This is a genomic window from Pseudomonas anuradhapurensis (genome assembly GCF_014269225.2).
In the GTDB taxonomy this organism is placed as follows: domain Bacteria; phylum Pseudomonadota; class Gammaproteobacteria; order Pseudomonadales; family Pseudomonadaceae; genus Aquipseudomonas; species Aquipseudomonas anuradhapurensis.
Window position 1 is genome coordinate 3,113,235 of the sequence record NZ_CP077097.1, and the last position, 23,162, is coordinate 3,136,396.

At 64.8% G+C, this 23,162-nt stretch carries 20 protein-coding genes; 12 read left to right on the plus strand and 8 right to left on the minus strand.

Annotated features, from left to right (window positions below):
• The first annotated feature begins 295 nt into the window (after positions 1 to 295).
• The 5 genes from HU763_RS14440 to HU763_RS14460 all read left to right on the plus strand — a co-directional run bounded on the left by HU763_RS14440 (position 296) and on the right by HU763_RS14460 (position 6,350).
• Positions 296 to 2,032: a type I secretion system permease/ATPase gene (locus tag HU763_RS14440; protein ID WP_186689912.1), complete on the plus strand. Its 1,737-nt coding sequence runs from the start codon at positions 296 to 298 to the stop codon at positions 2,030 to 2,032.
• A 6-nt stretch (positions 2,033 to 2,038) separates the two neighbouring features.
• Positions 2,039 to 3,379 (plus strand): HlyD family type I secretion periplasmic adaptor subunit, encoded by a 1,341-nt coding sequence (locus HU763_RS14445; protein ID WP_186689910.1) that lies wholly within the window; start codon positions 2,039 to 2,041, stop codon positions 3,377 to 3,379.
• Between the two features lies 1 nt (position 3,380).
• Positions 3,381 to 4,709: a TolC family outer membrane protein gene (locus HU763_RS14450; protein ID WP_186689908.1), complete on the plus strand. Its 1,329-nt coding sequence runs from the start codon at positions 3,381 to 3,383 to the stop codon at positions 4,707 to 4,709.
• A gap of 91 nt (positions 4,710 to 4,800) precedes the next feature.
• Positions 4,801 to 5,664: a diguanylate cyclase gene (locus tag HU763_RS14455; RefSeq protein ID WP_186689906.1), complete on the plus strand. Its 864-nt coding sequence runs from the start codon at positions 4,801 to 4,803 to the stop codon at positions 5,662 to 5,664.
• A gap of 17 nt (positions 5,665 to 5,681) precedes the next feature.
• The gene (locus tag HU763_RS14460) at positions 5,682 to 6,350 is read left to right on the plus strand and encodes a class I SAM-dependent methyltransferase (protein ID WP_186689904.1); all 669 of its coding nucleotides are present in this window, start codon (positions 5,682 to 5,684) and stop codon (positions 6,348 to 6,350) included.
• 140 nt (positions 6,351 to 6,490) lie between these two features.
• On the opposite strand, the gene quiC is transcribed toward HU763_RS14460, so the two are convergent.
• On the minus strand, positions 6,491 to 8,398 hold the full coding sequence (gene quiC / locus HU763_RS14465) for a 3-dehydroshikimate dehydratase QuiC (RefSeq protein WP_186689902.1): 1,908 nt from the start codon (positions 8,396 to 8,398) through the stop codon (positions 6,491 to 6,493).
• A 287-nt stretch (positions 8,399 to 8,685) separates the two neighbouring features.
• On the opposite strand from quiC, the gene HU763_RS14470 reads away from it, so the two are divergent.
• Entirely contained in the window at positions 8,686 to 10,059 is a 1,374-nt protein-coding gene (locus tag HU763_RS14470; RefSeq protein WP_186689900.1) for an MFS transporter, read from the plus strand.
• Positions 10,060 to 10,094: 35 nt separating this feature from the next.
• Here HU763_RS14470 and HU763_RS14475 read toward each other — a convergent pair whose 3' ends face one another.
• The 5 genes from HU763_RS14475 to HU763_RS14495 all read right to left on the minus strand — a co-directional run bounded on the left by HU763_RS14475 (position 10,095) and on the right by HU763_RS14495 (position 16,217).
• Positions 10,095 to 11,507, minus strand: a complete 1,413-nt coding sequence (locus HU763_RS14475; protein ID WP_186689898.1) for a DOPA decarboxylase — start codon at positions 11,505 to 11,507, stop codon at positions 10,095 to 10,097.
• An 80-nt stretch (positions 11,508 to 11,587) separates the two neighbouring features.
• Positions 11,588 to 12,532 carry a LysR family transcriptional regulator gene (locus tag HU763_RS14480; RefSeq protein WP_186689896.1) on the minus strand — a complete coding sequence of 315 codons (945 nt, stop codon included), beginning with the start codon at positions 12,530 to 12,532 and terminating at the stop codon, positions 11,588 to 11,590.
• Positions 12,533 to 12,685: 153 nt separating this feature from the next.
• Positions 12,686 to 13,396: a YebC/PmpR family DNA-binding transcriptional regulator gene (locus HU763_RS14485; protein ID WP_170029433.1), complete on the minus strand. Its 711-nt coding sequence runs from the start codon at positions 13,394 to 13,396 to the stop codon at positions 12,686 to 12,688.
• 97 nt (positions 13,397 to 13,493) lie between these two features.
• Positions 13,494 to 14,885, minus strand: a complete 1,392-nt coding sequence (locus tag HU763_RS14490; protein WP_186689894.1) for an FAD-dependent oxidoreductase — start codon at positions 14,883 to 14,885, stop codon at positions 13,494 to 13,496.
• Between the two features lie 15 nt (positions 14,886 to 14,900).
• On the minus strand, positions 14,901 to 16,217 hold the full coding sequence (locus HU763_RS14495; RefSeq protein ID WP_186689892.1) for an MFS transporter: 1,317 nt from the start codon (positions 16,215 to 16,217) through the stop codon (positions 14,901 to 14,903).
• A gap of 243 nt (positions 16,218 to 16,460) precedes the next feature.
• On the opposite strand from HU763_RS14495, the gene HU763_RS14500 reads away from it, so the two are divergent.
• Positions 16,461 to 17,330 carry a LysR substrate-binding domain-containing protein gene (locus HU763_RS14500; RefSeq protein ID WP_186689890.1) on the plus strand — a complete coding sequence of 290 codons (870 nt, stop codon included), beginning with the start codon at positions 16,461 to 16,463 and terminating at the stop codon, positions 17,328 to 17,330.
• 55 nt (positions 17,331 to 17,385) lie between these two features.
• Positions 17,386 to 17,757: a DUF2784 domain-containing protein gene (locus tag HU763_RS14505; protein WP_186689888.1), complete on the plus strand. Its 372-nt coding sequence runs from the start codon at positions 17,386 to 17,388 to the stop codon at positions 17,755 to 17,757.
• Here the strand turns inward: HU763_RS14505 and tam are convergent.
• Positions 17,747 to 18,523, minus strand: coding sequence for a trans-aconitate 2-methyltransferase (tam, locus tag HU763_RS14510; RefSeq protein WP_186689886.1), 777 nt, complete (start codon positions 18,521 to 18,523; stop codon positions 17,747 to 17,749). The two genes, HU763_RS14505 and tam, sit on opposite strands and share 11 nt — an antisense overlap.
• A 90-nt stretch (positions 18,524 to 18,613) precedes the next feature.
• On the opposite strand from tam, the gene HU763_RS14515 reads away from it, so the two are divergent.
• Positions 18,614 to 18,787 carry a hypothetical protein gene (locus HU763_RS14515; RefSeq protein WP_186689884.1) on the plus strand — a complete coding sequence of 58 codons (174 nt, stop codon included), beginning with the start codon at positions 18,614 to 18,616 and terminating at the stop codon, positions 18,785 to 18,787.
• Positions 18,788 to 18,790: 3 nt separating this feature from the next.
• Here HU763_RS14515 and HU763_RS14520 read toward each other — a convergent pair whose 3' ends face one another.
• A complete protein-coding gene (locus tag HU763_RS14520; protein ID WP_186689882.1) occupies positions 18,791 to 20,200 on the minus strand; it encodes an amino acid permease in 1,410 nt (469 codons plus the stop codon).
• Positions 20,201 to 20,526: 326 nt separating this feature from the next.
• Here HU763_RS14520 and HU763_RS14525 point away from each other — a divergent pair, with 326 nt between their 5' ends.
• From HU763_RS14525 to HU763_RS14535, 3 genes are all read left to right on the plus strand, one after another.
• A complete protein-coding gene (locus HU763_RS14525; protein WP_186689880.1) occupies positions 20,527 to 21,951 on the plus strand; it encodes an aminotransferase-like domain-containing protein in 1,425 nt (474 codons plus the stop codon).
• An 80-nt stretch (positions 21,952 to 22,031) separates the two neighbouring features.
• Positions 22,032 to 22,427, plus strand: a complete 396-nt coding sequence (locus tag HU763_RS14530) for a hypothetical protein (protein WP_186689878.1) — start codon at positions 22,032 to 22,034, stop codon at positions 22,425 to 22,427.
• A gap of 171 nt (positions 22,428 to 22,598) precedes the next feature.
• The gene (locus HU763_RS14535) at positions 22,599 to 23,141 is read left to right on the plus strand and encodes a WYL domain-containing protein (protein WP_186689876.1); all 543 of its coding nucleotides are present in this window, start codon (positions 22,599 to 22,601) and stop codon (positions 23,139 to 23,141) included.
• The last annotated feature ends 21 nt before the right edge of the window (positions 23,142 to 23,162 follow it).

A 23,162-nucleotide genomic window follows, 5' to 3' on the forward strand; every position in this document is an offset into this window, starting at 1 on the left:
GGTCAAAGTCATCGCATGCCCTGTCAATATCTCGTCAAAAAGCCTTGCAAAATAATGAGAATGCGTTGCAAGCAGATGTTTTCCCGGTACTTATAAAAGGTTCAAAGTATCGCTAGAGCAAATCGATATTATCGGTCGTTTCGCTGCAACCTACGCTCCAACATATGAAAGCAACGCGGCGCGTTGACCCATTCGCCCTTCAAGCGCCCCGCCTGCGAGCCGACCAGAAGCCACGACTACCGCTGTACGGGGCGCCGCAACGGCAACCCCCGTTTTGTGAGAAAGGGGGCCACTGATGCACAAGCCGCCACGCACCCGTTCCGAACTGGCCGAAGTGTTGTTCAGCCTGCGCCGCAGCTTTCTCGCCCTGGGTGCCTTCAGCGGCGTGATCAACGCCATGATGTTGACGCCAGCCATCTACATGCTGCAGGTGTACGACCGTGCGCTGGTCAGCCGCAACCTCACCACCCTGGGCATGCTCACCTTGCTGGTCATCGGCCTGTACTTGATGATGTCGGCACTGGAGACGATTCGCACCCGGGTACTGATCCGGGTCGGCAACTACCTGGACATGGACCTCAACCGGCGCATCTTCAGCGCCGCCTTCGAGCGCAACCTGAGCCGTGCCGGCGGCAACCCGGCCCAGGCCCTGCATGACCTGGCACAGGTGCGGCAGTTCGTTACCGGTAGCGGCCTGTTCGCCTTCTTCGATGCCCCCTGGACACCGATCTACCTGCTGGTCAGCTACCTGATCCATCCGCTGCTGGGGCTGGTCACGCTGATCGGCTCGCTGATCCTGGTGGCCCTGGCCTACCTCACCGAAAAAGCCACGCAAAAACCCTTGGCCGAAGCCAACCAGGCCGCCCTGTCGTCAGCCAGCTATGCCAACAACAACCTGCGCAATGCCGAAGTGATCGAGGCCATGGGCATGCTGCCGGCGATCGGCAAGCGCTGGTACCAAGGCCACCTGCGCATCCTGCAGATGCAGACGCTGGCGTCCGACCGTGCCGCGCTGATCAGCAGCACCGGGCGTTTCGTGCGCATTACCTTGCAGTCGGTCATCCTCGGTACCGGCGCCCTGCTGGCGATCGAAGGCAAGATCACCCCGGGCATGATGATCGCCTGCTCGATCCTGGCCGGCCGCGCCCTGGCCCCGGTAGAACAGGTGATTGCCTCGTGGAAGCAGTTGCTGGGTTGCCGTTCGGCCTGGGGCCGGTTGAACGAGCTGCTGCAGGACTACCCGCAGCGGCCAGCGGGCATGCCGCTGCAACGCCCATTGGGCATGCTGGCCGTGGAAAACGTGATCGCCAGCGCACCCGGCAGCAACACGCCCATCGTGCGTGGGGTGAGCTTCAGCCTGACTCCGGGCGAAAGCCTGGGGATCATCGGCCCATCGGCCTCGGGCAAGTCCACCCTCGCCCGCCTGCTGGTCGGCGTATGGCCGGCTCAGGTCGGCAAGGTACGCCTGGACGGCGCGGACATCTTCAACTGGAACAAGGCCGAACTGGGGCCCTGGCTTGGCTATCTGCCACAGGACGTCGAGCTGCTGGAGGGCACCATCGCCGAGAACATTGCCCGCTTTGCCGAAGTGGACAGCGAAGCGGTGATCCGTGCGGCCCGCAGCAGCGGCGTGCACGACATGATCCTGCGCTTCCCGCAGGGCTATGACACCCGCCTGGCAGCCGATGGCTCGCCGCTGTCCGGTGGCCAGAAACAACGCATTGCCTTGGCCCGTGCGCTCTATGGCGAGCCCAACCTGGTGGTGCTTGACGAGCCCAACGCCAACCTCGACGACGTTGGCGAAAAGGCTCTGGTCGATGCGCTGGCCGAACTCAAGGCACGCGGGGCAACCGTGATCCTCATTTCCCACCGGCCCAACGTGCTGTGCGCGGTCGACAAGGTGCTGATGCTGCGCGACGGCGTCGTGCAAATGCTCGGCAGCCGCGACGAAGTGTTCACGGCGCTGCGCAAGGCCAGCGTGATCCCGGCGGCGAGCACGGCGCCGCTGGCTTCGGTGAAAGCACGGGAGTGACCGCTCATGCCGATGCCCCACCACACCGAGTTGATTCCCGCCGAAACCCAGCACCTGATCGACCTGGACGCCGGCCGACCGGCACGCTGGGGGCTGTGGCTGGTCATCGCCGGCTTTGGCGGCTTCCTGCTGTGGTCGGGCCTGGCGCCGCTGGACGCCGGGGTGGTCGCCACCGGTACGGTCAAGGTCACCAGCAACCGCAAGGCGGTGCAGCACCTGACTGGCGGCACGGTCGAGGCGATCCTGGTGCGCGAAGGCGATGTGGTGAAGAAAGACCAGGAGGTGGTACGCCTCGACGCGCTACGGGCAGTGGCCGAACAGGGCGCGGTCAGTGCCCAGTACATCGTCGGCAAGACTGTGGAAAACCGCCTGGAAGCCGAGCGCGACGGCCGTGACAGCGTTACCTTCGACCCCGCCCTGCTCAAGCGCTACGCTAACGACCCGCGCCTGCTGGCGGCCATGGACCTGCAACAACGCCTGCTGGAAACCCGCCGCGCCGGCCTGGCCGGCGAGCTGAGCATCCTCAAGGAAAACCTGGCCGCCACGGCGGTGCAGCTCAAGGGCCTGCAGCAGGTGTATGGGGCCCGCGCCTCGCAGATCGGCTTCCTCAACCAGGAACTGCAGGGCACCCGCGTGCTGGCGGCCGAAGGTTATGTGCCGCGCAACCGCCTGCTGGAGCTGGAACGCAACAACGCCGACCTGTCCGCCGGCCAGGCCGAGAACCTCAACAATATCGCCCGGGCCCGCAGCCAGGCCACCGAGATCAAGCTGCGTATCCTCCAGCGCCAGCACGACTACCTGAAGGAAGTGGAGTCGCAACTGACCGACACCGCCAAGGAGAACACTACCCTGGCCGACCGCCTGCGCGCGCTGGACTATGAGGTGACCCACACGGTGATCCGCTCGCCGATCGACGGCATGGTCCAGGCCCTGAGCATCGCCACGGTCGGCGGCATTATCCAGCCTGGGGCGAAGATCATGGAGGTGGTACCGCTCGACCAACCGTTGCAGGTCGACGCGATGATCCCGGTGCAGGCCATCGACAAGATGGTCCCTGGACTGGACGTGGACATTGCCTTCCCGGCCTTCAACCATGCACGCACGCCGAATATCCCGGGGCGGGTCAAGACAGTGTCCGCCGACCGCCTGATCGACGAGGAAAGCAAGCAGCCGTTCTACCTGGCCCAGGTGGAAGTGACCCCGGCCGGCATGGGCCTGCTCGGCAGCAACCACATCCGCCCCGGCATGCCGGCCACCGTCACCATCAAGACCGGTGAACGCAACCTGCTCAGCTACCTGCTCAAACCGATGCTCGAACGCGTGGATGCTGCATTCAAGGAGCAATGACATGAACCGCCCGTGCCTGATGCTGTGCCTGTGGGGGGTGGCCATGCAGGCCAGTGCCATGGACCTCAAGCAAGCCTGGGACCTGTTGCAGTACCAAGGCCCGATCTACCAGGCCGCCGTGCACGAAAAACAAGCCGGCAGCGAGAATCGCGCCATCGGCCAGGCCGGGTTGCTGCCGCAGATCAATGCCGTGGGCTATTTCAACAAGATCAACGGCAGCCAGAGCCAGTATGGCCTGGACCGGGACCTGGATTACGACTCCAAAGGCGCCAGCGTGCGCCTGCGCCAGCCATTGTTCAACAAGCAGAAGATGGCCGAGTACCGCCAGGGCCAGCAACGTGCCGAGTACAGCGTGGCGGTGTTCGACGCCAAGAGCCAGGACGCTGCGGTAAGCCTGGCCGAAGCCTACTTCGACGTACTGCTGGCCAGCGAAACCATCACCCTGGCCAAGGCCAAGCTTAACGCCTTCGAAGAGCAACTGGCGTCGGCCAAGCGGCGCATGGAACTGGGTGACGGCACCATCACCGACATCGACGAGTCGGTTGCCCGCCGCGACCTGGCCGAAGCCGACCTGATCGAAGCCCGGGACAACCTGGTCAATGCCCGCCGCAAGCTGGAGGAATTCATCGGTGAAACCCCAGAGTCGCTGACCACCTTGCAGCCAAGCTTCAACACCCCGCCGCTGCTGCCGGGCAACCTGCAGGACTGGCTGGTCAAGGCGCAGGCCGACAGCCCGCTGATTCACGCCCGCCGGCACAACTACGAGCTGGCCGAAGAAGAAGTGAAACGCGCCCGCGCCGGGCACTGGCCGACCCTGGACTTCGTCGCCGGCTATACCGCCAGCAGCAGCCAGTCGATTTCCGAACTGAACCAGCGCAACCATTACAGCTCGGTCGGGCTGGAGCTGAACATTCCGCTGTACAGCGGCGGCGGTACCAGCGCCCTCACCCGCCAGGCCGGCGCCAACAGCTCCAAGGCCCTGGATGAGCTGGACGCCGCCCGCCAGCAGGTAATTTCGGAAACCACCCGCGAGTTCAATGGCGTGCAGAGTGGCGCCTTGCGGGTCCAGGCACTGGAAAAGGCCGTGGCCTCCAACGAGCGCTCGCTGCTCTCGACCCGCAAGGGCTTCAAGGAAGGCGGCACCAGCACCAACTCGGACGTGCTCAATGCCGAGGAGCTGCTGTATGACGCCCGCCACGACCTGTTCGAGGCGAAGTTGAACTACCTGTTGTCGCGGCTGCGCCTCGCCTCGTCGGTCGGTAGCCTGGGCGACGACGACATCCAGCAGATCAACGACTACCTCGGGCCAGAACTGGTGGTCAGCAATTGAGTGTCGCGCGCTACGCCCGCGGCAACCGCGCTTGCCGCAGGTTGCCGGATTCAGGCTATGATCGGTCACCCTGCCGCGGACGTCCTGACCCATGCCCGTAGACCTGCAAACGTTGTACCCCAGGCTGATCCACCTGATGCTGGACACGGTATTCGTGGTCGATCGCGACAACCAGATCGTCTTCGTCAGCGATGCCTGCGAGGCGTTGCTGGGCTACCAGGCCAGCGAACTGATCGGCACCCCGATCACCGACTACATGCACCCTGACGACCTGGCGATGACCCGCGCCTCGATCGTGCGGGTCATGAGCGGCCACCCTCACTACGACTTTCGCAACCGCTATATCCGCAAGGATGGCGGTGTGGTGCACATCCTGTGGGCGGCATGCTGGTCCGACGAGGCGGATGCGCGCATCGGCGTGGCGCGGGATGTGACTGCCCTGCATCTGGCCGAAGAGGAACTGCGCTTTCTGGCTCACCATGACCCGCTGACCCGGCTGGCCAACCGCACCCGGTTCAATGAACAGCTGGAATCCGCCCTTGCCGCAGCCCGCCGCCAGGATCGGCCACTGGCCCTGCTGTTTCTCGATATCAATGATTTCAAGCAGATCAACGACAACCACGGGCACAGCATGGGCGACCGGGTGCTGTGCGCCCTGGCCCGGCGCCTGGAAAGCTGCGTGGGCGCTGGCGAAACGGTAGCGCGGATGGGCGGTGACGAGTTCACCGTGCTGCTGCCCAATTGCCCCTCGCCAGAGCTTATCGCCGAGCGGGTGACGCAGATTCTGGCGACCATGGCCGAGCCGCTCGGCGCCGAATTCGCCGGTATCGCCACCCCCACCTGCAGCATCGGCGTGGCCTGTTTCCCGGAGGATGGCAACGACGCCGACACACTGCTGCGCCATGCCGACGGGCACATGTACCAGATCAAACGTCAGCGCGCAGCGGCCGGTTGACCGCGAGGAGACCGCCCATGCACGACCCGGAAGAGGCCTTGCTCGCCAGCTGGCAGCACAATGCCCAGGCGTGGATCGCAGCCGTGCGCAGCGGCGCTATCGCGAGCCGCCGCCAGGTCACTGACCAGGCCATCCTGTTGGCCATCCTGGGCCGTCAGCCGCAACGCGTGCTGGACCTGGGCTGTGGCGAGGGCTGGTTGCTGCGCGCACTGGGCGAGCGTGGCATCCAGGCAGTGGGGGTCGACGCAGACCCGGCACTGGTGCAAGCCGCGCGCGCTGCGGGCAGCGCACAGGTGCACCTGGCCCGCTTTGCCCAGCTGGCCAATAGGCAAGCGCAGGTAGGCCAGGACTACGACCTGATCTGCGCCAACTTCGCCCTGTTGCAGCAGGACATCATTCCGTTGCTGGCGGCCATGCGCGACTTGCTGTTGCCCGGTGGCGCGCTGGTGGTCCAGACCCTGCACCCGTGGAGTGTGGCCGATGGGGAATACCAGGACGGTTGGCGGGAGGAATCGTTTACCGGCGTGGACGGGGATTGGCAGGTGATGCCCTGGTACTTCCGCACCCTCGCCAGTTGGCTCAATGCGCTGGACCTGGCGGGGTTGCGGCTGGCCAGCCTGCAGGAGCCGCAGCACCCGCAGAGCGCGGTGCCGCAGTCACTGTTGCTGGTAGCTGAACGCCCCTGAGCTAAACAGGGGGCCTTGTAGGAGCGGCCTTGTGTCGCGATGGGCCGCGAAGCGGCCCCAAGATTTCCGCAACGCAGCAAGATTTTTGGGGCCGCTTTGCGGCCCATCGCGACGCAAGGCCGCTCCTGCACGGACAGCGTTCAGAGCACTGGCTTGCGCGCTGCGCCACTACGGGCCTTGGCCATGGCCGCCAGGCGTACCGCCACGTTGGCCGCACCGTAACCGGCATAGCCGCCCTTGCGCTGGATGATCTCGAAGAAAAAGCGCTCCTCGAACGGTTCGGTGTACACGTGGAACAACTCGCCGCCCTGCGCATCACGGTCGTACAGCACGTTGTAGTACGCCAGTTCGCTGAGGAATTCGTCATCGAAATCAAAGCGCGCCGCCAGGTCGTCGTAGTAGTTCAGCGGAATTTCCAGCAGCGGCACCCCAGCCAGCTTGGCACGCGCCACTTCACGGAAGATGTCGTCACAGTCGAAGGCGATGTGGTGCACGCCTGAACCCCGGTAGCTGGACAGCGCATGGGCGATGGCGGTGTTGCGGTTTTCCGAGATATTCAGGGGCAGGCGCAAGGTACCGCACTGGCTGCGCAGGGCGCGGCTCTTGACCAGACCGTAAGGGTCGGGCAACACCACTTCATCGTCGGCGGCGAAGTCGAACAGGGTCTTGTAGAACAGCACCCAGCTGTCCAGCGATTCAGCCGGCAGGGCCAGCGCCATGTGGTCGATGCGGCGCAGGCCACCGGTGGCGGTGGCGTTTTTGTCCAGACTGAAGTCAGTGTCATACAGGGTCTGGCCGGCCGTGCCCTGCTCCACCAGGTACAGCAGGCTGCCATCCGGTGCACGTACTGCCGGCACTTCGCACTCGTTGGGGCCGACCAGGCCACGGAACGGTTGGCCACGGAAGGCGGTGGCGCGCTTCAGCGCCGCTTGCTGGTCCTTGACCCGCAGCGCAGTGGCGCACAGCGACGGGCCGTGGGCCTCGAAGAAGTTGTGGCCGAAGGAATAGGGTTCGGCATTGAGGACGATATTGATATCGCCCTGGCGCAGCAGTTGCACCTCTTTGCTGCGGTGCTTGCCGGCTTCGGCGAAGCCCAGGCGTTTCAGCCAGCCGCCCAGGCGTGCGCCAACGGCTTCGTCGACCGCGAATTCGAGGAACTCGACACCATCATAGGTGCTGGCGGCCGGTGGGCTGAACAGCACGCCGGGTTCGATCGGCGTACCCTCCTGCTCCAGGCGCAGGCGCGTCTGCTCTTCGAGGTACAGCAACGAGCGCAGGCCGTCGGCGGCATTCTGCCGGGGCGGTGCGGCACGGAAGCCGTCGTTGAATATTTCCAGCGACAGCGGGCCACGGTAGCCGCTGGCAAGGATCGGCGCCAGGAACCCAGCCATGTCCATCTCGCCCTGCCCCGGGAAACAGCGGAAGTGGCGGCTCCACTCCAGCACGTCCATGGCCAGGATCGGTGCGTCGGCCATCTGCACGAAGAAGATCTTGTCGCCGGGAATGTCGCGGATCGCCCGCGGGTCGCCCTTCAACGACAGCGTGTGGAAGCTGTCGAGGATCACCCCGAGGGCCGGGTGGTCAGCCTGGCGCACCAGGTTCCAGACTTGCTGGTAGGTGTTGACGTGGCGGCCCCAGGCCAGGGCTTCGTAGCCAATGCGCAGGCCGCGTTTGCCGGCGTGCTCGGCCAGCAGGCGCAGGTCGTCGACCAGCAGTTGCTCTTCGCCCAGGGCATCGGCCTGGACGTTGCTGCACACCAGCACCAGGTCGGTGCCCAGTTCCTGCATCAGGTCGAACTTGCGCTCGGCGCGGTCGAGGTTCTTCTGCAAACGGTCGCGGCGGCAGCCTTCAAAGTCACGAAACGGCTGGAACAGGGTGATGGCAAGCCCTGCATCGGCACACATCTGGCGCACCTGACGCGGGCTGCCGGCGTAATAGAGCAGGTCGTTCTCGAAGATCTCGACGCCGTCGAAACCGGCGGCGGCGATGGCTTCGAGCTTTTCCGGCAGGGTACCGCTCAAGGACACAGTGGCGATCGAACGCTGCATGGCGGGAGTTCCTTGTTGTTAGAGGCTGACGGTGCCAGGCGCAGGCAAACACCGGTCACCGTTTCTGGCACGATCGATTATTCGCAGGTAAAGTCGACGCTTCAATATCTTTGTACGGAATGGTTAGTTTTGCGTTCGATTACCGCACAAAACCCGTTTTGACGAATTGCTACACCGCTGGCCCGTGGTCAACATGAACCACAACGCAGGCCCACCGACCGCTGCCCCCTGCCCTTGCGAAAGCGATGGCCGACCCTGCGCAAACAACAATAACAACGGAGACAACGATGGCTCACTCCAGCTCGCAAGCCAAGAAAGCGACCGCCAGTGGATGGATAGGCTCGGCACTCGAGTACTACGACTTTTTCATCTACGCCCAGGCCGCGGCGCTGATTTTCCCGCAGATATTCTTCCCCAACACCGACCCGAAGATGGCCATCATCGCCTCGCTGGCCACCTACGGCGTGGGCTACCTGGCGCGCCCGGTCGGCGCCTTCGTGCTGGGCCACTGGGGTGACACCCGCGGGCGCAAGAATGTCCTGCTGCTGTGCATGTTCCTGATGGGCCTGTCGACCATGGCCGTGGGCCTGCTGCCTACCTACCACGACATCGGTTACCTCGCCCCCGCCTTGCTGGTGGTACTGCGCCTGATCCAAGGCTTTGCCGTGGCCGGCGAAATTTCCGGCGCCAGCTCCATGATCATGGAGCATGCGCCGTTCGGCCGCAGGGGCTACTTCGCCAGCTTCACCTTGCAAGGGGTGCAGGCCGGCCAGGTGCTGGCGGCAGCGGTATTCCTGCCATTGGCCTACTTCATGCCGAGCGAAGCCTTCAGCGACTGGGGCTGGCGCATTCCGTTCCTGATGAGCGCCTTCGTACTGGTGGCCGGCTTCATCATCCGCAAGGAAGTGCACGAAACCCCGGCGTTCGTGAAGGAAGAGAAGCAGGACAAAGTCGCCAAGTCACCGATCCGCGAGGCCTTCCGCCACAGCTGGAAGCACATGGTGCTGGTGATGTTCATGGCCCTGATGAACGTGATCCCGGTGGTGGCCACCATCTTCGGTGCCGCCTACGCGGTACAACCGGCCTATGGCATCGGCTTCGACAAGAGCGTGTACTTGTGGATCCCGGTCGTTGGCAACATCGTCGCGGTGCTGGTGATTCCGTTCGTCGGCAACCTCTCCGACAAGATCGGCCGGCGCCCGACCATGATCACAGGCTGCCTGGGTTCGGGCCTGCTGGCCTTCGTCTACCTGTATGCGATCAGCATGCACAACGTACCGCTGGCGTTCGCCACCTCGATCGTCATGTGGGGCATGGTCTACCAGGGTTACAACGCGGTGTTCCCCAGCTTCTACCCAGAGCTGTTCCAGACCCGCTACCGCGTGTCGGCCATGGCCATCGCCCAGAACATCGGCACCATGCTGACCGCCATGCTGCCGGCACTGTTCGCCCTGGTCGCCCCGCCCGGCTCGGACAACATCCCGCTGGTGATCGGTGGCCTGGCGTTCTTCATTACCTGCATGTGCGCCCTGGCGGCCTACATTGCCCCAGAAACCCATCGCCTGGTGATGGAAGACCTGGGTAATCCGCAGGCCAAGCCGATGGAAAAAGAAGCGTATGAAGCCAGCCGCAAAGGCAGCTTGCAGGCAGTGAGCCACTGATGGATGGCCGGGGCCGCAACGCGGCCCCGGTAGTCTCAACCCTTGACCACCTCCTGCAGCCGCTGCCACAACCGCTCGACATCCCCCCGCTCGGTCGGCAGCGCCCCGATCGACACCCGCACCATCCACCGCCCATCCAGCGTCGCCGGCGTCACGTAAGCCTCCCCCGACGCATTCAGCCGCTCGGCCCAACCCTTGGTATGTGCATCCAGCGCGTCCCCTTCCAGCCCCACCGGCCGGTGGCGAATGCACAAGGTCTGCAACGGCACTGGCGCCAGCACTTCCCAATCCGCCGCAGCATCGACCTGCGCGGCCAACCACTGGGCATTGTCCAGGTCACGCCGCAAGCGCGCCTGCAACGCATCAACACCCTCGCTACGCAACATGAACCACAGCTTCAACGCGCGGAACCGCCGGCCCAGCGGGATGCCCCAGTCACGCAGGTTCTTCACCTCGCCATCCACCGCCGACTGCAGGTAGCTGGGGTTGGTGCTCATCACCCGGATCAGGTGCTGCGGGTCGCGTACGTAGTAGATCGAGCAATCGAAAGCGACGCCCAACCACTTGTGCGCATTGACCACCACCGAGTCCGCCAGCTCGATGCCATCCCACATCCAGCGGCACTCCGGCAGGATCATCGCCGAGCCGGCCATGGCCGAATCCACATGTAGCCACAGGCCATGGGCCTGGGCGATGTCGCCGATCGGGCGCAGCGGGTCGAGCGCCGTGGTGGCTGTGGTGCCAGTGGTAGCGACCACGGCGCAGGGCTGATGGCCGGCGGCCAAGTCCTGCTCGATCGCGGCCTGCAACGCCTCTGGGCGCAGGGCGTAGTGTTCGTCGGTCGGGATCAGGCGGATGTTGTCGCGGCCGAAACCGGCCAGCAGCGCCGCCTTGTCCACCGAGCTGTGGGCATGGGCGCTGACGTAGACGATCAACGGCTTGCCCTGGGCTTGCAGGCCACCGCGCACCAGGGCGTAGTCGCTGGCGCGTTCACGGGCACAGATCAGCGCCACCAGGGTGCTGGTCGACGCGGTGTCCTGGATCACCCCGCTCCACTGGTCAGACAGGCCGAGCAGCTGGCGCAGCCAATCGAGGGTGGTCTCCTCCAGCTCGCTCAGGGCCGGGCTGGATTGCCACGACAGGCCGAGTACGCCGAGGCCGGTGCTGAGAAAGTCGCCAAGCACCGATGACAGGGTGCCGTTGGAGGGGAAGTAGCCGTAGAAATCCGGGTGTTGCCAGTGGGACAGGCCGGGCATGAGCAGCTGGTTGACGTCGTCGATGATCGCGGCGAAAGGTTCGCCCTGCTGCGGGGCGCTGCCGGGCAAGGCGGCCTTGAGGTAGCCGGGCTCGACCTGGGCCATGACCGGGCGTTCGCCGACGCTCTGGCGGTAGTCGGCGATCAGGTCGATCAGCTGATGGCCGTACTGGCGGAATTGTTCGGGGGTCACGTGGGGCTCCTGTGGGTTATCTGCTGCCCCCAGTCTAGGCACCTACGCTGCTGCGAATAACCCCGCCTCGCGCATACCTGCTATGGCAAACCCGCATGCCCGCCCTGTACACCGAACTGCGACTGGCGCCACAACTCGAACACCCGGTTACGCAACCAGCGGTGCTCGGCCGAGGCTTGCAGGCGCTGGTGCCATACCACCCAATAGCGCTGGCGGTGGTCGATGAAGCCCAGCGGCCGCCAGGCCAGCTGATGCAGGCGGCACAATTGGCGGGCGATGTGCTCGGGCACGGTGGCCAGCGCCTGGCTGTTGGCGATTACCTGCACGGTGGCGGAGAAGAACGGCACTTCCAGGCTGACCCGCCGTTGCAGGCCCTGGGCGCGCAGGTGGCGGTCGATGAAGCTGTCCTTGTCGCCGCCGCCGGAAATCCGCACATGCTTGTGCGCCAGGTAGTCGGCCTGGCTGAGCGCACCGTGGGTGGCCAGCGGGTGGTCGTGGCGCATCAGGCACACCGCGCGGTCCTCACCCAGCAGGCGGCCGTGCAGGTTGGGCGGCGACTCGTCGAACAAGGTGGTGGCCAGGTCGATCTCGCCACTGGCCAGCAAGGCGTACTGGCCGGCCTGCCAGGTGCGATACTCCAGCGATACTCCAGGTGCTTCGCGCTCCAGCGCCGCCACCAGCAGCGGCAGCATGTGCTCGGCCACGTAGTCCGAAGCGGCCAGGCAGAAACGCCGCTCGCAACGTGCCGGGTCGAACACTGCGGGTTGGCGCAGGGCGTGCAGTTCTTCGAGGACCTGGCGCAGGGGTTCGACCAGCGCTTCGGCGTGCTCGCTGAGCACATAACCCCGGCCCTGGCGTACCAGTAGCAGGTCGTCGAAGGCTTCGCGCAGGTGGGCCAGCTGGCGGCTCAGGGCGGACTGGCTGACGCCCAGGCGCTCGGCGGCGTGGCTGAGGTTCTTCAGCTGCAGCAGGTGGTCGAGGGTACGCAGGTGGGCGAGGCTGAGGGAGGCGAAGGTGGGGTTCATCGGGCTCGGCTCCAGACCGCGGGCGAGGGCTTTGCCCTCGTTTCGCGACACAAGGCCGCCGCTGCAGGGATCACCGCCATTCAGTGATGCGCCAAACCCTGTAGGAGCGGCCTTGCGTCGCGATGGGCCGCAAAGCGGCCCCGATTACATGGATCAGTCAGTCAAGCCGACGTACACGTTCTGCACATCATCGTTCTCGTCGATCGCCTCGAGGAACGCTTCCACCTCGGCCAGCGCCTCGGCACTCAGGCTGGCGGCACTCACCGGGTTCTTCGGGGTGTAGCCGATCTTCGCCGAGGTCACGGTGAAGCCATGCTCCGGCAAGGCCTTCTGCACGGCATCCAGGTCGGTGGTGTCGGTGATGAACAGGGTCGAACCCTCTTCGTCACCTTCCTCGAAGTCCTGGGCACCGGCCTCGATGGCCGCCATCTCCGGGTCGGCGTCACCGTTGGCGGTGGCTTCGATCAGGCCGACGTGGTTGAAGTCCCAGGCCACCGAGCCGCTGGCGCCCAGCTGGCCCTTGCGGAACAGCACGCGGATCTGTGCGACGGTGCGGTTGACGTTGTCGGTCAGGCACTCGACGATCAGCGGCACCTGGTGCGGGGCGAAGCCTTCGTAGCTGACCGCCGAGTACTGCACGGCATCGCCGTCCAGGCCCGCGCCCTTGCGGATAGCGCGTTCCAGGGTTTCGCGGGTCATCGAGGCCTTCTTGGCCTGCTCGATGGCCAGGCGCAGGCGCGGGTTCATGTCAGGGTCGGCGCCGGACTTGGCGGCGATCTGGATCTCTTTGGACAGCTTGCCCATGATCTTGCCTTTGGCGTTGGCCGCGGCTTCTTTATGTTTGGCTTTCCACTGTGCGCCCATGTCGACTCTCTTGTTTCAGCGGCCGGTTCAGGAAGCGACCGGCCAAAAGTGGGTGCAGTTTATACGCCCTCAGGCATGCGATCGACAAGAAATCTCGTCAGCCTTTATCGGCCTTGCCCGCTGCCGCGGCAAAGCGTGCCAGGCGTACGTCCAACCGACGCGGGCGCAAACCGTGGTCTTCGGCGCGTTCCTTGCGGCGGATGGCATTGCGCACCAGCAACGAGCCGAGGTAGCGGATCGGCTCAGGCGGGAACCACCCCAGCGGCCCCTTGACCAGCGGCGAGCGGGTCCATGGGTTGTCCAACCCCAAGGCCAGCGACGAGAGGATCTGCCCGCCCATGTGGCACGGGCCGACCCCGCTGCCCGAATAACCAAAGCCGTAGAACACGTTGCCCTGCCCGTCCAGCCGGCCAAAGAACGGCAAACCGGTTACCGAGCGGTCCGACGGCCCGTTCCAGCTGGCCGCCAGCGGCACCTCGGCCAGCGCCGGGAAAAACCCGCCCAGGCTTTCGCGCAGCAGTGGCCGGTATGGCGACGGCTGGTCGAACACCGGCAACATGCGCCCGCCATAGGCAAAGGTATTGCCGCCCTTGCCAAGCATCAGCCGGCCATCGGAGGTGTTGTGGTAGTAATGCACGAAGATGCGCGAGTCGAGCACGCTGATACCGCTGTCCAGACCGACTTGGTGCAGCAGGTCGGGGCACGGTTCGGTGATGACCATGTCGCTGGAAACAATCGCCACGCTGCGCTCGAACTGCGGGAAGGCCCGCGCCATCCAGGCATTCAGGCCGAGCACCACGCGTTCGGCGCGCAGCGTGCCATGGGGGGTGCGCACCTGCACCGGGGTGCCATGCTCCAGGCCGGTCATGGCCGTGCCTTCATGAATGCGCACGCCGCGCTGCAAGGCCACCCGGCGCAGGCCGCGCACCAGCTTGCCCGGTTGCACCGTGGCGGCGGCCGGCGAGAACCAGCCCTCCAGGTGCCGCGCCGAGCCTGCCAGGCGCTGCACCTGGTCCAGCGGCAGGCGGCGGAACGAATTGATGCCCTGGCGCTGCAGCGCGGCGATCACCGCGTCAGTAGCACCCACCTGGGCCGCGTTGGTGGCGGTGTACAGCGTGCCGTCCAGGCGGTAGTCACAGTCGATGCCATTGGCTGCACAGAACGCACCGATTTCACCGATGCTGCGCTCCGACTCGCGCACCAGACGCACCGCCTCGGCCACGCCGAACAGGCGCTCCAGGGTGAAGTACTTGGCCGACCAGGACAACGCGCAACCACCGTTGCGCCCACTGGCGCCGGCACCGCAGATATCGGCTTCGATCAGCACGATGTCCAGGGCCGGCTGTGCCTCCTTGAGCATCAGCGCAGTCCACAGCCCGGTGTAGCCGCCACCAACGATGCACACATCGCAACGGGCATCGCCAGGCAATGGCGGGCACACCGCCTCTTGCGCCGAATCCAGGGCCTGTTGCAGCCAGAAGGGTCTCATTCGCTCGCTTTCCTTTCAGGTACGCAATGGCTTGATTGCCATGCTGGTGTTCGGTGCCAGGTCGGCGCTCTGCGCGGCGCTGGCCGGGCGGCTGTTCCAGTGCGGCAGCAATACCAGTGCCGAGAACAGCGCACAGCCGGCGAACACGATGAACACCGTGACGCCGTCGAAGTAGCCCGGTAGCAGCCCGCCCAGCACCGCCCCCACCGAGCCACAGCCGTTGACGAAGCCTGCCGCGGTGGCGCCGGCCTTGGCGGTACCGAAGTCGATCGCCGCAGCGCCACTGATCATCGAGTCCGGCCCGTACAGGGTCAGGCCCATGACGAACAGCAGGGCCACCACCAGCACCACGCTGCCGGTGTGCATGGCCGCCATGAACGCCGCCAGGGTCACGGTCAGCAGCACCAGGCTGATCACGCAGGCCGGCATGCGCCGGGCACTGAACAGTTTGTCCGAGGCCAGGCCGATCAGGATCGGCCCGAGCAGCCCGGCCAGTTCGAAGGCCGTGGGGATGATCGCCGCGCCCACCTTGCCCACCGAGGGCATCTGCTCGAAGACGATCACCGGCCCCCACAGCAGGATGGCGTAGCGCGCCGGTTTCAACAGGAAGTAGGCCAGCCCCAGGGTCAGCACCGTTCGGTTGCGCAGGATTTCCTTCAGCGGTGCCCACAGGCTGCACAGGTTGCCGCCCGGGGCCATGCTCTGTGGCTCGGGCTCGACCGCCGGCAGGCCGACGTCTTCAGGCTTGTTGCGCTGCAGGAAGAAGAACAGCAGCGCCACCAGCGCCACCACGGCGGCGCTGGAGAAGAACGCCGCGTGCCAGGTGCCGACCAGGGTGTAGGCCCACCAACCGGCGAACGGCGAGGCCACCAGGCCGCCGAAGGCATAGCAGGAGCTCCACAAGCCCAGCACCCGTCCGCGCTGCACGGCGGGGAAGAAACTGCCGATGTTCTTGCACAACCCGGCCCAGCCGGTGGATTGCGCCAGGCCTTGCACCAGCATGCAGGTGGCAAAGATCGGGAAGGTGGCGTAACTGCCCATCACCACGGCAGCACCTGCCGAAATCAGCAGGCCGCCGAGCACCACCACGCGCGGGCCGAAGCGGTCGGCAAGCATGCCCCAGGTGAACTGGCCCACGGCATAGGCGGCCAGGTAGATCGCGTCGAGGTTGGCCATGGCGGCCTTGTCGAGCATGAAATTCGGGTCTTCGGCGATGCCCAGCTTGGCCACCGAGAAGGCCTTGCGGGTGAAGTAGAAGGCGGCGTAGGCCAGCCAGGTGATGGCGAAGATCTGGATGCGCCAGCGTTTCAACGTGGCTAGGGACTGGTTCATTTAAGTCTGACCTCTTGCTCAAGTGTGCCGGCAGAATGTGAAGAAACGCCTGTCTTGTTGTTGTGTTGCGCACAGCGATGACGAGTCTGTCATCGGGTCAGATGGCGCCGTGTGGGGGCCATGGCCCTGGCGGCACTTGTGGTACCTGCGTCGGGCTGAAACGTATGGAAACAGCTGCTGACTGATAAATAAAATCGATTTATCGTATTACACACATAAGCCAGGCTTGTTACTGAGGTAGTCATGTCGGTTTCCCACGCGCAACTCAAGGCTTTCCACGCCGTAGCCATGCACGGCAGCTTCACCCGCGCGGCAGAAAAGCTGTTTCTTACCCAGCCGGCAGTATCCGACCAGGTGCGCAAGCTGGAGGAACGCTTTGGCGTGCTGCTGTTCCACCGCAACAAGCGCTCGGTGCAACTCACCGACCTGGGTGAGCGCCTGCTGGGCATCAGCCAGCGCCTGTTCGCCTGCGAGGCCGAGGCGCATGAACTGCTGCAGGACTCGCGCGCCCTGCACACCGGCAGCCTGGTGCTGGCGGTGGATGCGCCGGTGCACGTGCTGCCGCAGATCGCCCGCTTCTGCCAGCGCTACCCGGGTATCCAGGTGAAGATCGAGACCGGCAACACCGATGAATCGCTGGCCCGGCTGTTCAGTTACCAGGCCGACCTGGCCTTGCTGGGCCGGGACGTCGACGACGAGCGCCTGCATTGCCTGCCGCTGCGCCGCGACCCGATGGTGGCGTTCGTCGCGCACCAGCACCCGTGGGCCAGCCGTGGCTCGATCAGGCTGGCGGACCTGGACGATATGCCGCTGGTACTGCGCGAACCCGGCTCGGTGACGCGGCAGACGCTGGAAGAAGAGATGCAGCGAGCCGGCTTGCGGATTCGCCCGGCGATCCAGGTGGAGGGCCGGGAAGCCGCCCGTGAAGCGGTGGTGGTGGGGATTGGCGTGGGGGTGGTGTCGGCGGCGGAGTTTGGCGCGGATGCGCGCGTGTGTGCGTTGCCGATCGTCGATTGCCAGCGGTACCTGACCGAGACCTTGGTGTGCCTGAGCGAGCAACGCACGCGGCGGGTGGTGGCGACCTTCCTGCAGATGGTTGAACAAGCGCTGTAAGCTGCACTGGCGACCCGACTATGCTGGGATAACCCCCTCCTTCGGCACTCACCCCATGCTCTTGCGCCTCGCCGCCGACACCCTGGTGCTGCTGCACCTCGCCTTCATCCTGCTGGTGCTGTTCGGTGGCCTGCTGGTGCTGCGCTGGCGCCCCGCTTTGCTGCTGCACCTGCCGGCCCTGGCCTGGGGCCTGGCGGTGGAATACCTGCACCTGGGCTGCCCGTTGACCACCTGGGAAAACCGGCTGCGCAATGCCGCCGGTGACGCAGGTTATCCGGGCGGCTTCATCGACCATTACCTCTGGCCGCTGATCTATCCCGCCGGCCTGACGCCGACCGCCCAGCTGGTGCTGGGCAGTGTCGCGCTGCTGCTCAACCTCGGCGTCTACGCTTGCGTGGCTTGGCGCTGGCGCCACCCTAGCGGGTAGCAACCACGAACAGGCGCGGGAACGGCAACAGCACCTTGCCATCGCTGGCCGGCGGGTAGTCGCGCTGCATGGCCTGCAGGTACATCTGCAGGAAGTCGGCCTGCTCCTGTTCATCGAGCTTGGCCAGATAAGGCCTGAGCGCCGAGCCCTTGAACCATTCCACCACCGCTTCGGCACCGCCCATCAATGGGTGGTGATAGGTGGTGCGCCACACATCCACGCGCGCGCACAACGGGCTGAGCAGGTCGTAGTAGAACGCCGCGTTGTGCCGCGGCGGCAGCTGGAAATCGGCAAATTTGGCTGCCCAGGGGCCTTGGCTGGCGATCTCGCGCAATTGCCGGTGGGCCGGTTCGTCCAGGTTGTCCGGGGTCTGCACCGCCAGGCTGGCGCCTTCGCTCAGCTGGCGCACCAGGTGCGGGTACAGTGAGGCATGGTCTGGGAGCCATTGCAGCGAGGCATTGGCCAGGATCAAGTCCTGGGGTTCGGCGGCGGACCAGCCGGCGATGTCGGCAACCAGCGTGCGCACCCTGGGGATACACAGCCGCTTGCGTTCGCGGGCCTTGTCGATCATGTCCGGGTCGCTGTCCAGCGCGGTCACCTGGGCGTCCGGGTAACGTTGCAGCAGCACCTCGGTGGAATTGCCGGGGCCGCAGCCCAGGTCGGTAGCGTGGCGCACCGGGCGTGGCGGCACGGCACCGAGCAGGTCGCGCACGGCGCGGGTGCGCTCGTCTTCGAACAGCGAATACTGGTTGGCAGACCAGTCCATGGGCAACTCCTTCTGGCGAGTAATGGAGGCAGCATATTGCGATCTGCGGGCGAGCGGAACCGGCTGACCTGGTTGCAGGTCATTCCTTGCATGCGCATGAAGACTTATCTGGCCCTTGCCATCCTGGCCCTGATCGCCACCGCCGCCCTGCTCGGCTCACCGTGGATGAACCAGCGTTTTCACATGCCAGCGGAAAAACACCATGGCCAACAACGCGAAACGGCCGGGTCCCCAAGGGAGCCGGCCGTTTCGCGCAACGAATGACGCTTAGTGTTGTTTGCCAGAACGAATCTGGTGCACCATGCCCATCGCCACCACGATCGCCGCAGCGATGCCGGTGGAGATGACCAGGATCTGGTAGTCAGGCATGAAGGCCATGGTCACCAGGGCGGCGACGATGAAGGCGATCACCAGGTAGGTCAGCCATGGGAACAACCACATCTTCAGGCGTACTTCCTTGCCTTCGGCGATCAGCTTGCGGCGCATGCGCAGTTGCGAGAAGGCAATCACCAGGTACACCAAAAGGGCGATCATGCCGGTGGTGTTCATCAGGGTTTCCAGTACGTCCTTCGGGCGCAGGGTCTCGCTGAAGTTGATCAGCGCGCAGACGATGGCCACCGCGCACGAACCCATGATCGCGTACACCGGTACACCGGTACCGGCGCGGGTAATTTTGAAGAACGACGGCGCGTCGCCACGCTGGGCCAGGGAGAACAGCATGCGCGAAGCGGTGTAGTGGCCCGAGATCAGGCAGCTGCTCACCGAGGTCAGCACGACGAAGTTCATCAGCAGCTCGGCGTACGGCACGCCCAGCAGTTCCAGGGTACGGCGATAGGCACCATAACCGGAAACGCCCAGCTGCGGGTCGTTCCACGGTACCAGGCAGACGATCAGGAAGATCGAGCCGACATAGAACAGGCACACCCGCCAGACCACCGAGTTGGTCGCCTTGACGATCTGCGTAGCCGGGTCCTTGGCTTCGGCTGCGGCGATGGTGACGATTTCCGCGCCGAGGAAGGCGAACATCACCCCGAGCAAGGCACCAATCACGGTGGTGATGCCATTGGGCATGAAGCCTTCGGCAGTGAGGTGGCTGATGCCGCGTACTTCACCGAACTGCCAGATGTTCAGCACTGCCGCGGTACACACGATCAGGAAGCAGACGATCGCGATCACCTTGATCAGGGCGAACCAGAACTCGAACTCACCGTAGTGCTTGACGTTGAAGAAGTTGACGGTGATCAGCAACAGGGTCGTGGCCAGCACGAACACGTTGACGCTGACGTCGGGGAAGAAACCATGCAGGATCTTGCCCGCCACATAGGCTTCCCAGGCCATGAGGATGACCCAGTACCACCAGTACAGCCAGCCGATGGTGAAACCGGCCCAACGGCCGATGGCGCGGTCGGCGTAGGTGGAGAACGAACCGGTGTCCGGCGAGGACGTCGCCATTTCACCCAGCATGCGCATGATCAGTACCACCAGGATGCCGCCTGCCAGGTAGGCCAGGACAGCGGCTGGGCCGGCGCTGTGGATCACGCTGCCGGAACCGACGAACAAGGCGCCGCCGATAACCCCGGCGATCGACATCATCGTCAGGTGGCGCGACTTGAGCGAGGCACTGAGTTTGCTCTCGTGCCCGCTTTTCGCGGTGGTGGTTGTAGATGTTGCGTCCATCAGTTGTGTACCCCGTGCTTCTTTTTATCCAAGGAAAACTGTGAAACCCCGATGGCTGGCGGTTTCACCTGTACATCAGTGCTAATGCGGGCAGGATGGTGTGCGACGAACACACGCAGGCCTTCCATGGCGGCCTGCTGACGCGCCCCAGGGCTGACGCCTGGGGCGAACTGAACATGCTTTATGTGGCGATATCTGACACCTAATGTAAAAATGTCCGGCGCAGAGAACCATGCACAGTGGCATGAAACTCGCACTGCACTGTACAGGCCGCCAATGCAGTACACCGCGCAAGCGCCTGGCGTTTCACACCCTGAAGGTCCCGAATGCTGCAATTACATCCAGACTCCTCCACGCCGCTGGTCAACCAGATCATCGACGGGCTGCGCGAGTTGATCGACAACCAGACCCTCAAGCCAGGCGCCAAGGTCCCGTCCATTCGCGCCTTTGCCGCGACCTACTCGGTTAGTACCTTCACCGTGGTCGAAGCCTACGATCGCCTGGTCGCCCAAGGTTTGCTGGTGAGCCGGGGCAATGCCGGGTTTTTTGTCAACCGTGCGGCGGGCGAGCTGCTGGACCCGCATAACGCCGAGGCTGACACAAGTCGACCAACGTTCAACTCCGAGTGGTACCTGCAGCAGATCTTCGAAATCCGCCAGTTGCCGTACAAACCGGGGTGCGGCTGGCTGCCCAACGACTGGATGTACGAAGACGGCCTGCGCCGCGGCCTGCGCCAGGTGGCCGGCAGCCCGCTGGAGCTGTCGGGCTATGGCGACCCCATGGGCCTGCTGGAACTGCGCGCGTTGACCGCGCAGAACCTGCAGCAGGAACTGTCGATCGTCGCCAACCCGGCGCAACTGATGCTCACCCATGGTGCCAGCCAGGCCCTGGACCTGGCAGCGCGCACGCTGGTGCGCCCGGGTGACGTGGTGCTGGTGGACGACCCTGGCTACCCCAACCTGATGAGCATCCTGCGCACCCAGGGCGCGACCCTGGTCGGCGTGCCACGCACACCTGCCGGCTACGACCTGAACCACCTGGAGCAGTTGCTCACCCACCACCGCCCGACGGCCTTCTTCACCCAGCCACACCTGCACAGCCCGACCTGCTCGCGTACCCCGCTGCCGCAACTGCACCGCCTGCTGCAACTGGCCAGCCAGCACGGCTTCCGCCTGGTGGAAAACAACCTGTACGCCGACATGATCGCCGAACCACAGCCCTGTCTGGCCAGCCTCGATCACCTGCAGCAGGTGGTCTACGTGGGCAGCTACTCGAAGAGCATTTCGCCGAACGTGCGGGTCGGCTACCTGTTGGCCAACCCCGAACTGATGCAGAAGCTGCTGCACCTGAAGATGCGCTCGGGCCTGACCACCTCGCAGGTGATGGAACGCGTGGTCTACGCCGCCATCATCGACGGGCGCTGGCGCAAGCACCTCAAGCGCCTGCGCCAGCGCCTGGCCGAGGCGCACCAGGAAGTTGGCCGGCATCTGCACCGGTTGGGCTTCGAGTTGTTCATCGAATCGGATGAGGGCATGTACATCTGGACCCGGCACCCGGCGATTCCGGACAGTGCGGCGTTGCTGGATGACGCGCTGGAGAAAGGCATCATGCTCGGGCCTGGGCAGCTGTTCATGGTCGATGCCAAGGCCACCGGGTGGATGCGCTTCAACGTGGCGTTCAGTACCGATCCTGCGATGTGGGAGTTGTTGGAGAAGGTGTTGGTGAAGCACGTGCGGCGGGGTGGGATGTAGGGAGCCTGGGAGACACTGGACACAATAGTGGCCAATTAGTAGCATCCAGCCCAACTGGATATTACGGACAACCTCAGGTCATGGATCGCACCACCGGCGTCATTCACCGCCCGATACATCATCCCATCCGCCCTTCGATTACCTGGGAACAGGCCTGGAAAGGCCCCGATGAAGGCTTGATCCGCTGTTGGGAAATTGGCCGTGAGCGGGCTGTGAACCAGCCAGAAATTGCCCGGTGCTGTATCGATGGCGCGCTGCCGGTGCTTGGCTGGAAAGGCGGGCATGATCGGGTGCTGAAAAAGCCGATGAAATATGGCTCTTTCAAATACCTGGCGCAATGGCAGGGCCTCCGTGGCGAAGACCTGTACATCGATACGCGAACCGAGCTGACCCTCACCTGTCGTCATACCGGAATGCTGACCACCTTTACACCGGATCAGGAAAAATACGCCAACGCGTTGCTCTTGGTGGATTAGCCGGACGCGCAAATCAACCGCCGCTTGGCGCGCGCATGCAAGGCCCCCAGGTGGTGATCCCCAACCGCCTGACGCGCCAAACTTGGATCCTATCCTCTGAAAAGGTATGCTGGCGATAGCTAAACGCCACCACCCAGGCAAGCTGCAAACCTGCTTTCAAGGACGAACCTTTTGCCCAGCCACCCGACCCGCCACACCATCGCCCGCCAGTGGCAACTGCTCAAGCTGCTACCCGGCCGCCATCCGGGGATGAGCTCCACCCAGTTGCAGGCCGCCTTGAAAACCGTGGGCTATAGCACCAGCAAACGCACCGTCGAGCGCGACCTGGTCGAGCTTGCGGCACTGTTCCCGCTGCGCTGCAACAGCAAAGGCATGCCGTACGGCTGGTATTGGCAACCCGGCCTGAGCCTGGGCGAAGCACAGCAACTGCAACCTGACGTGCTGGCGCCCCCGGAACAGATCGAACTGCACGCCTGGGTCGACGACGGGCTGGCCCGGCGCCTGCAAGCGCAGCCACTGGCCACGGACATGCAACTGACCGCGCACGCGGATGGCGGCGCCACACTGGTGGCCACGGTCGACGACAGCCGCGCCCTGATGGGCTGGCTGTTGTCCCAGGCTGGCTCTATCCGCGTACAAGCGCCGCAGGCTCTGCGCCTGGCCATGCTCGAGCAGTTGCGGCAAAGCCTGGTGCTGCACGACAGCGGTGGTTGAGCGGCAGGCAACCGTCATCAG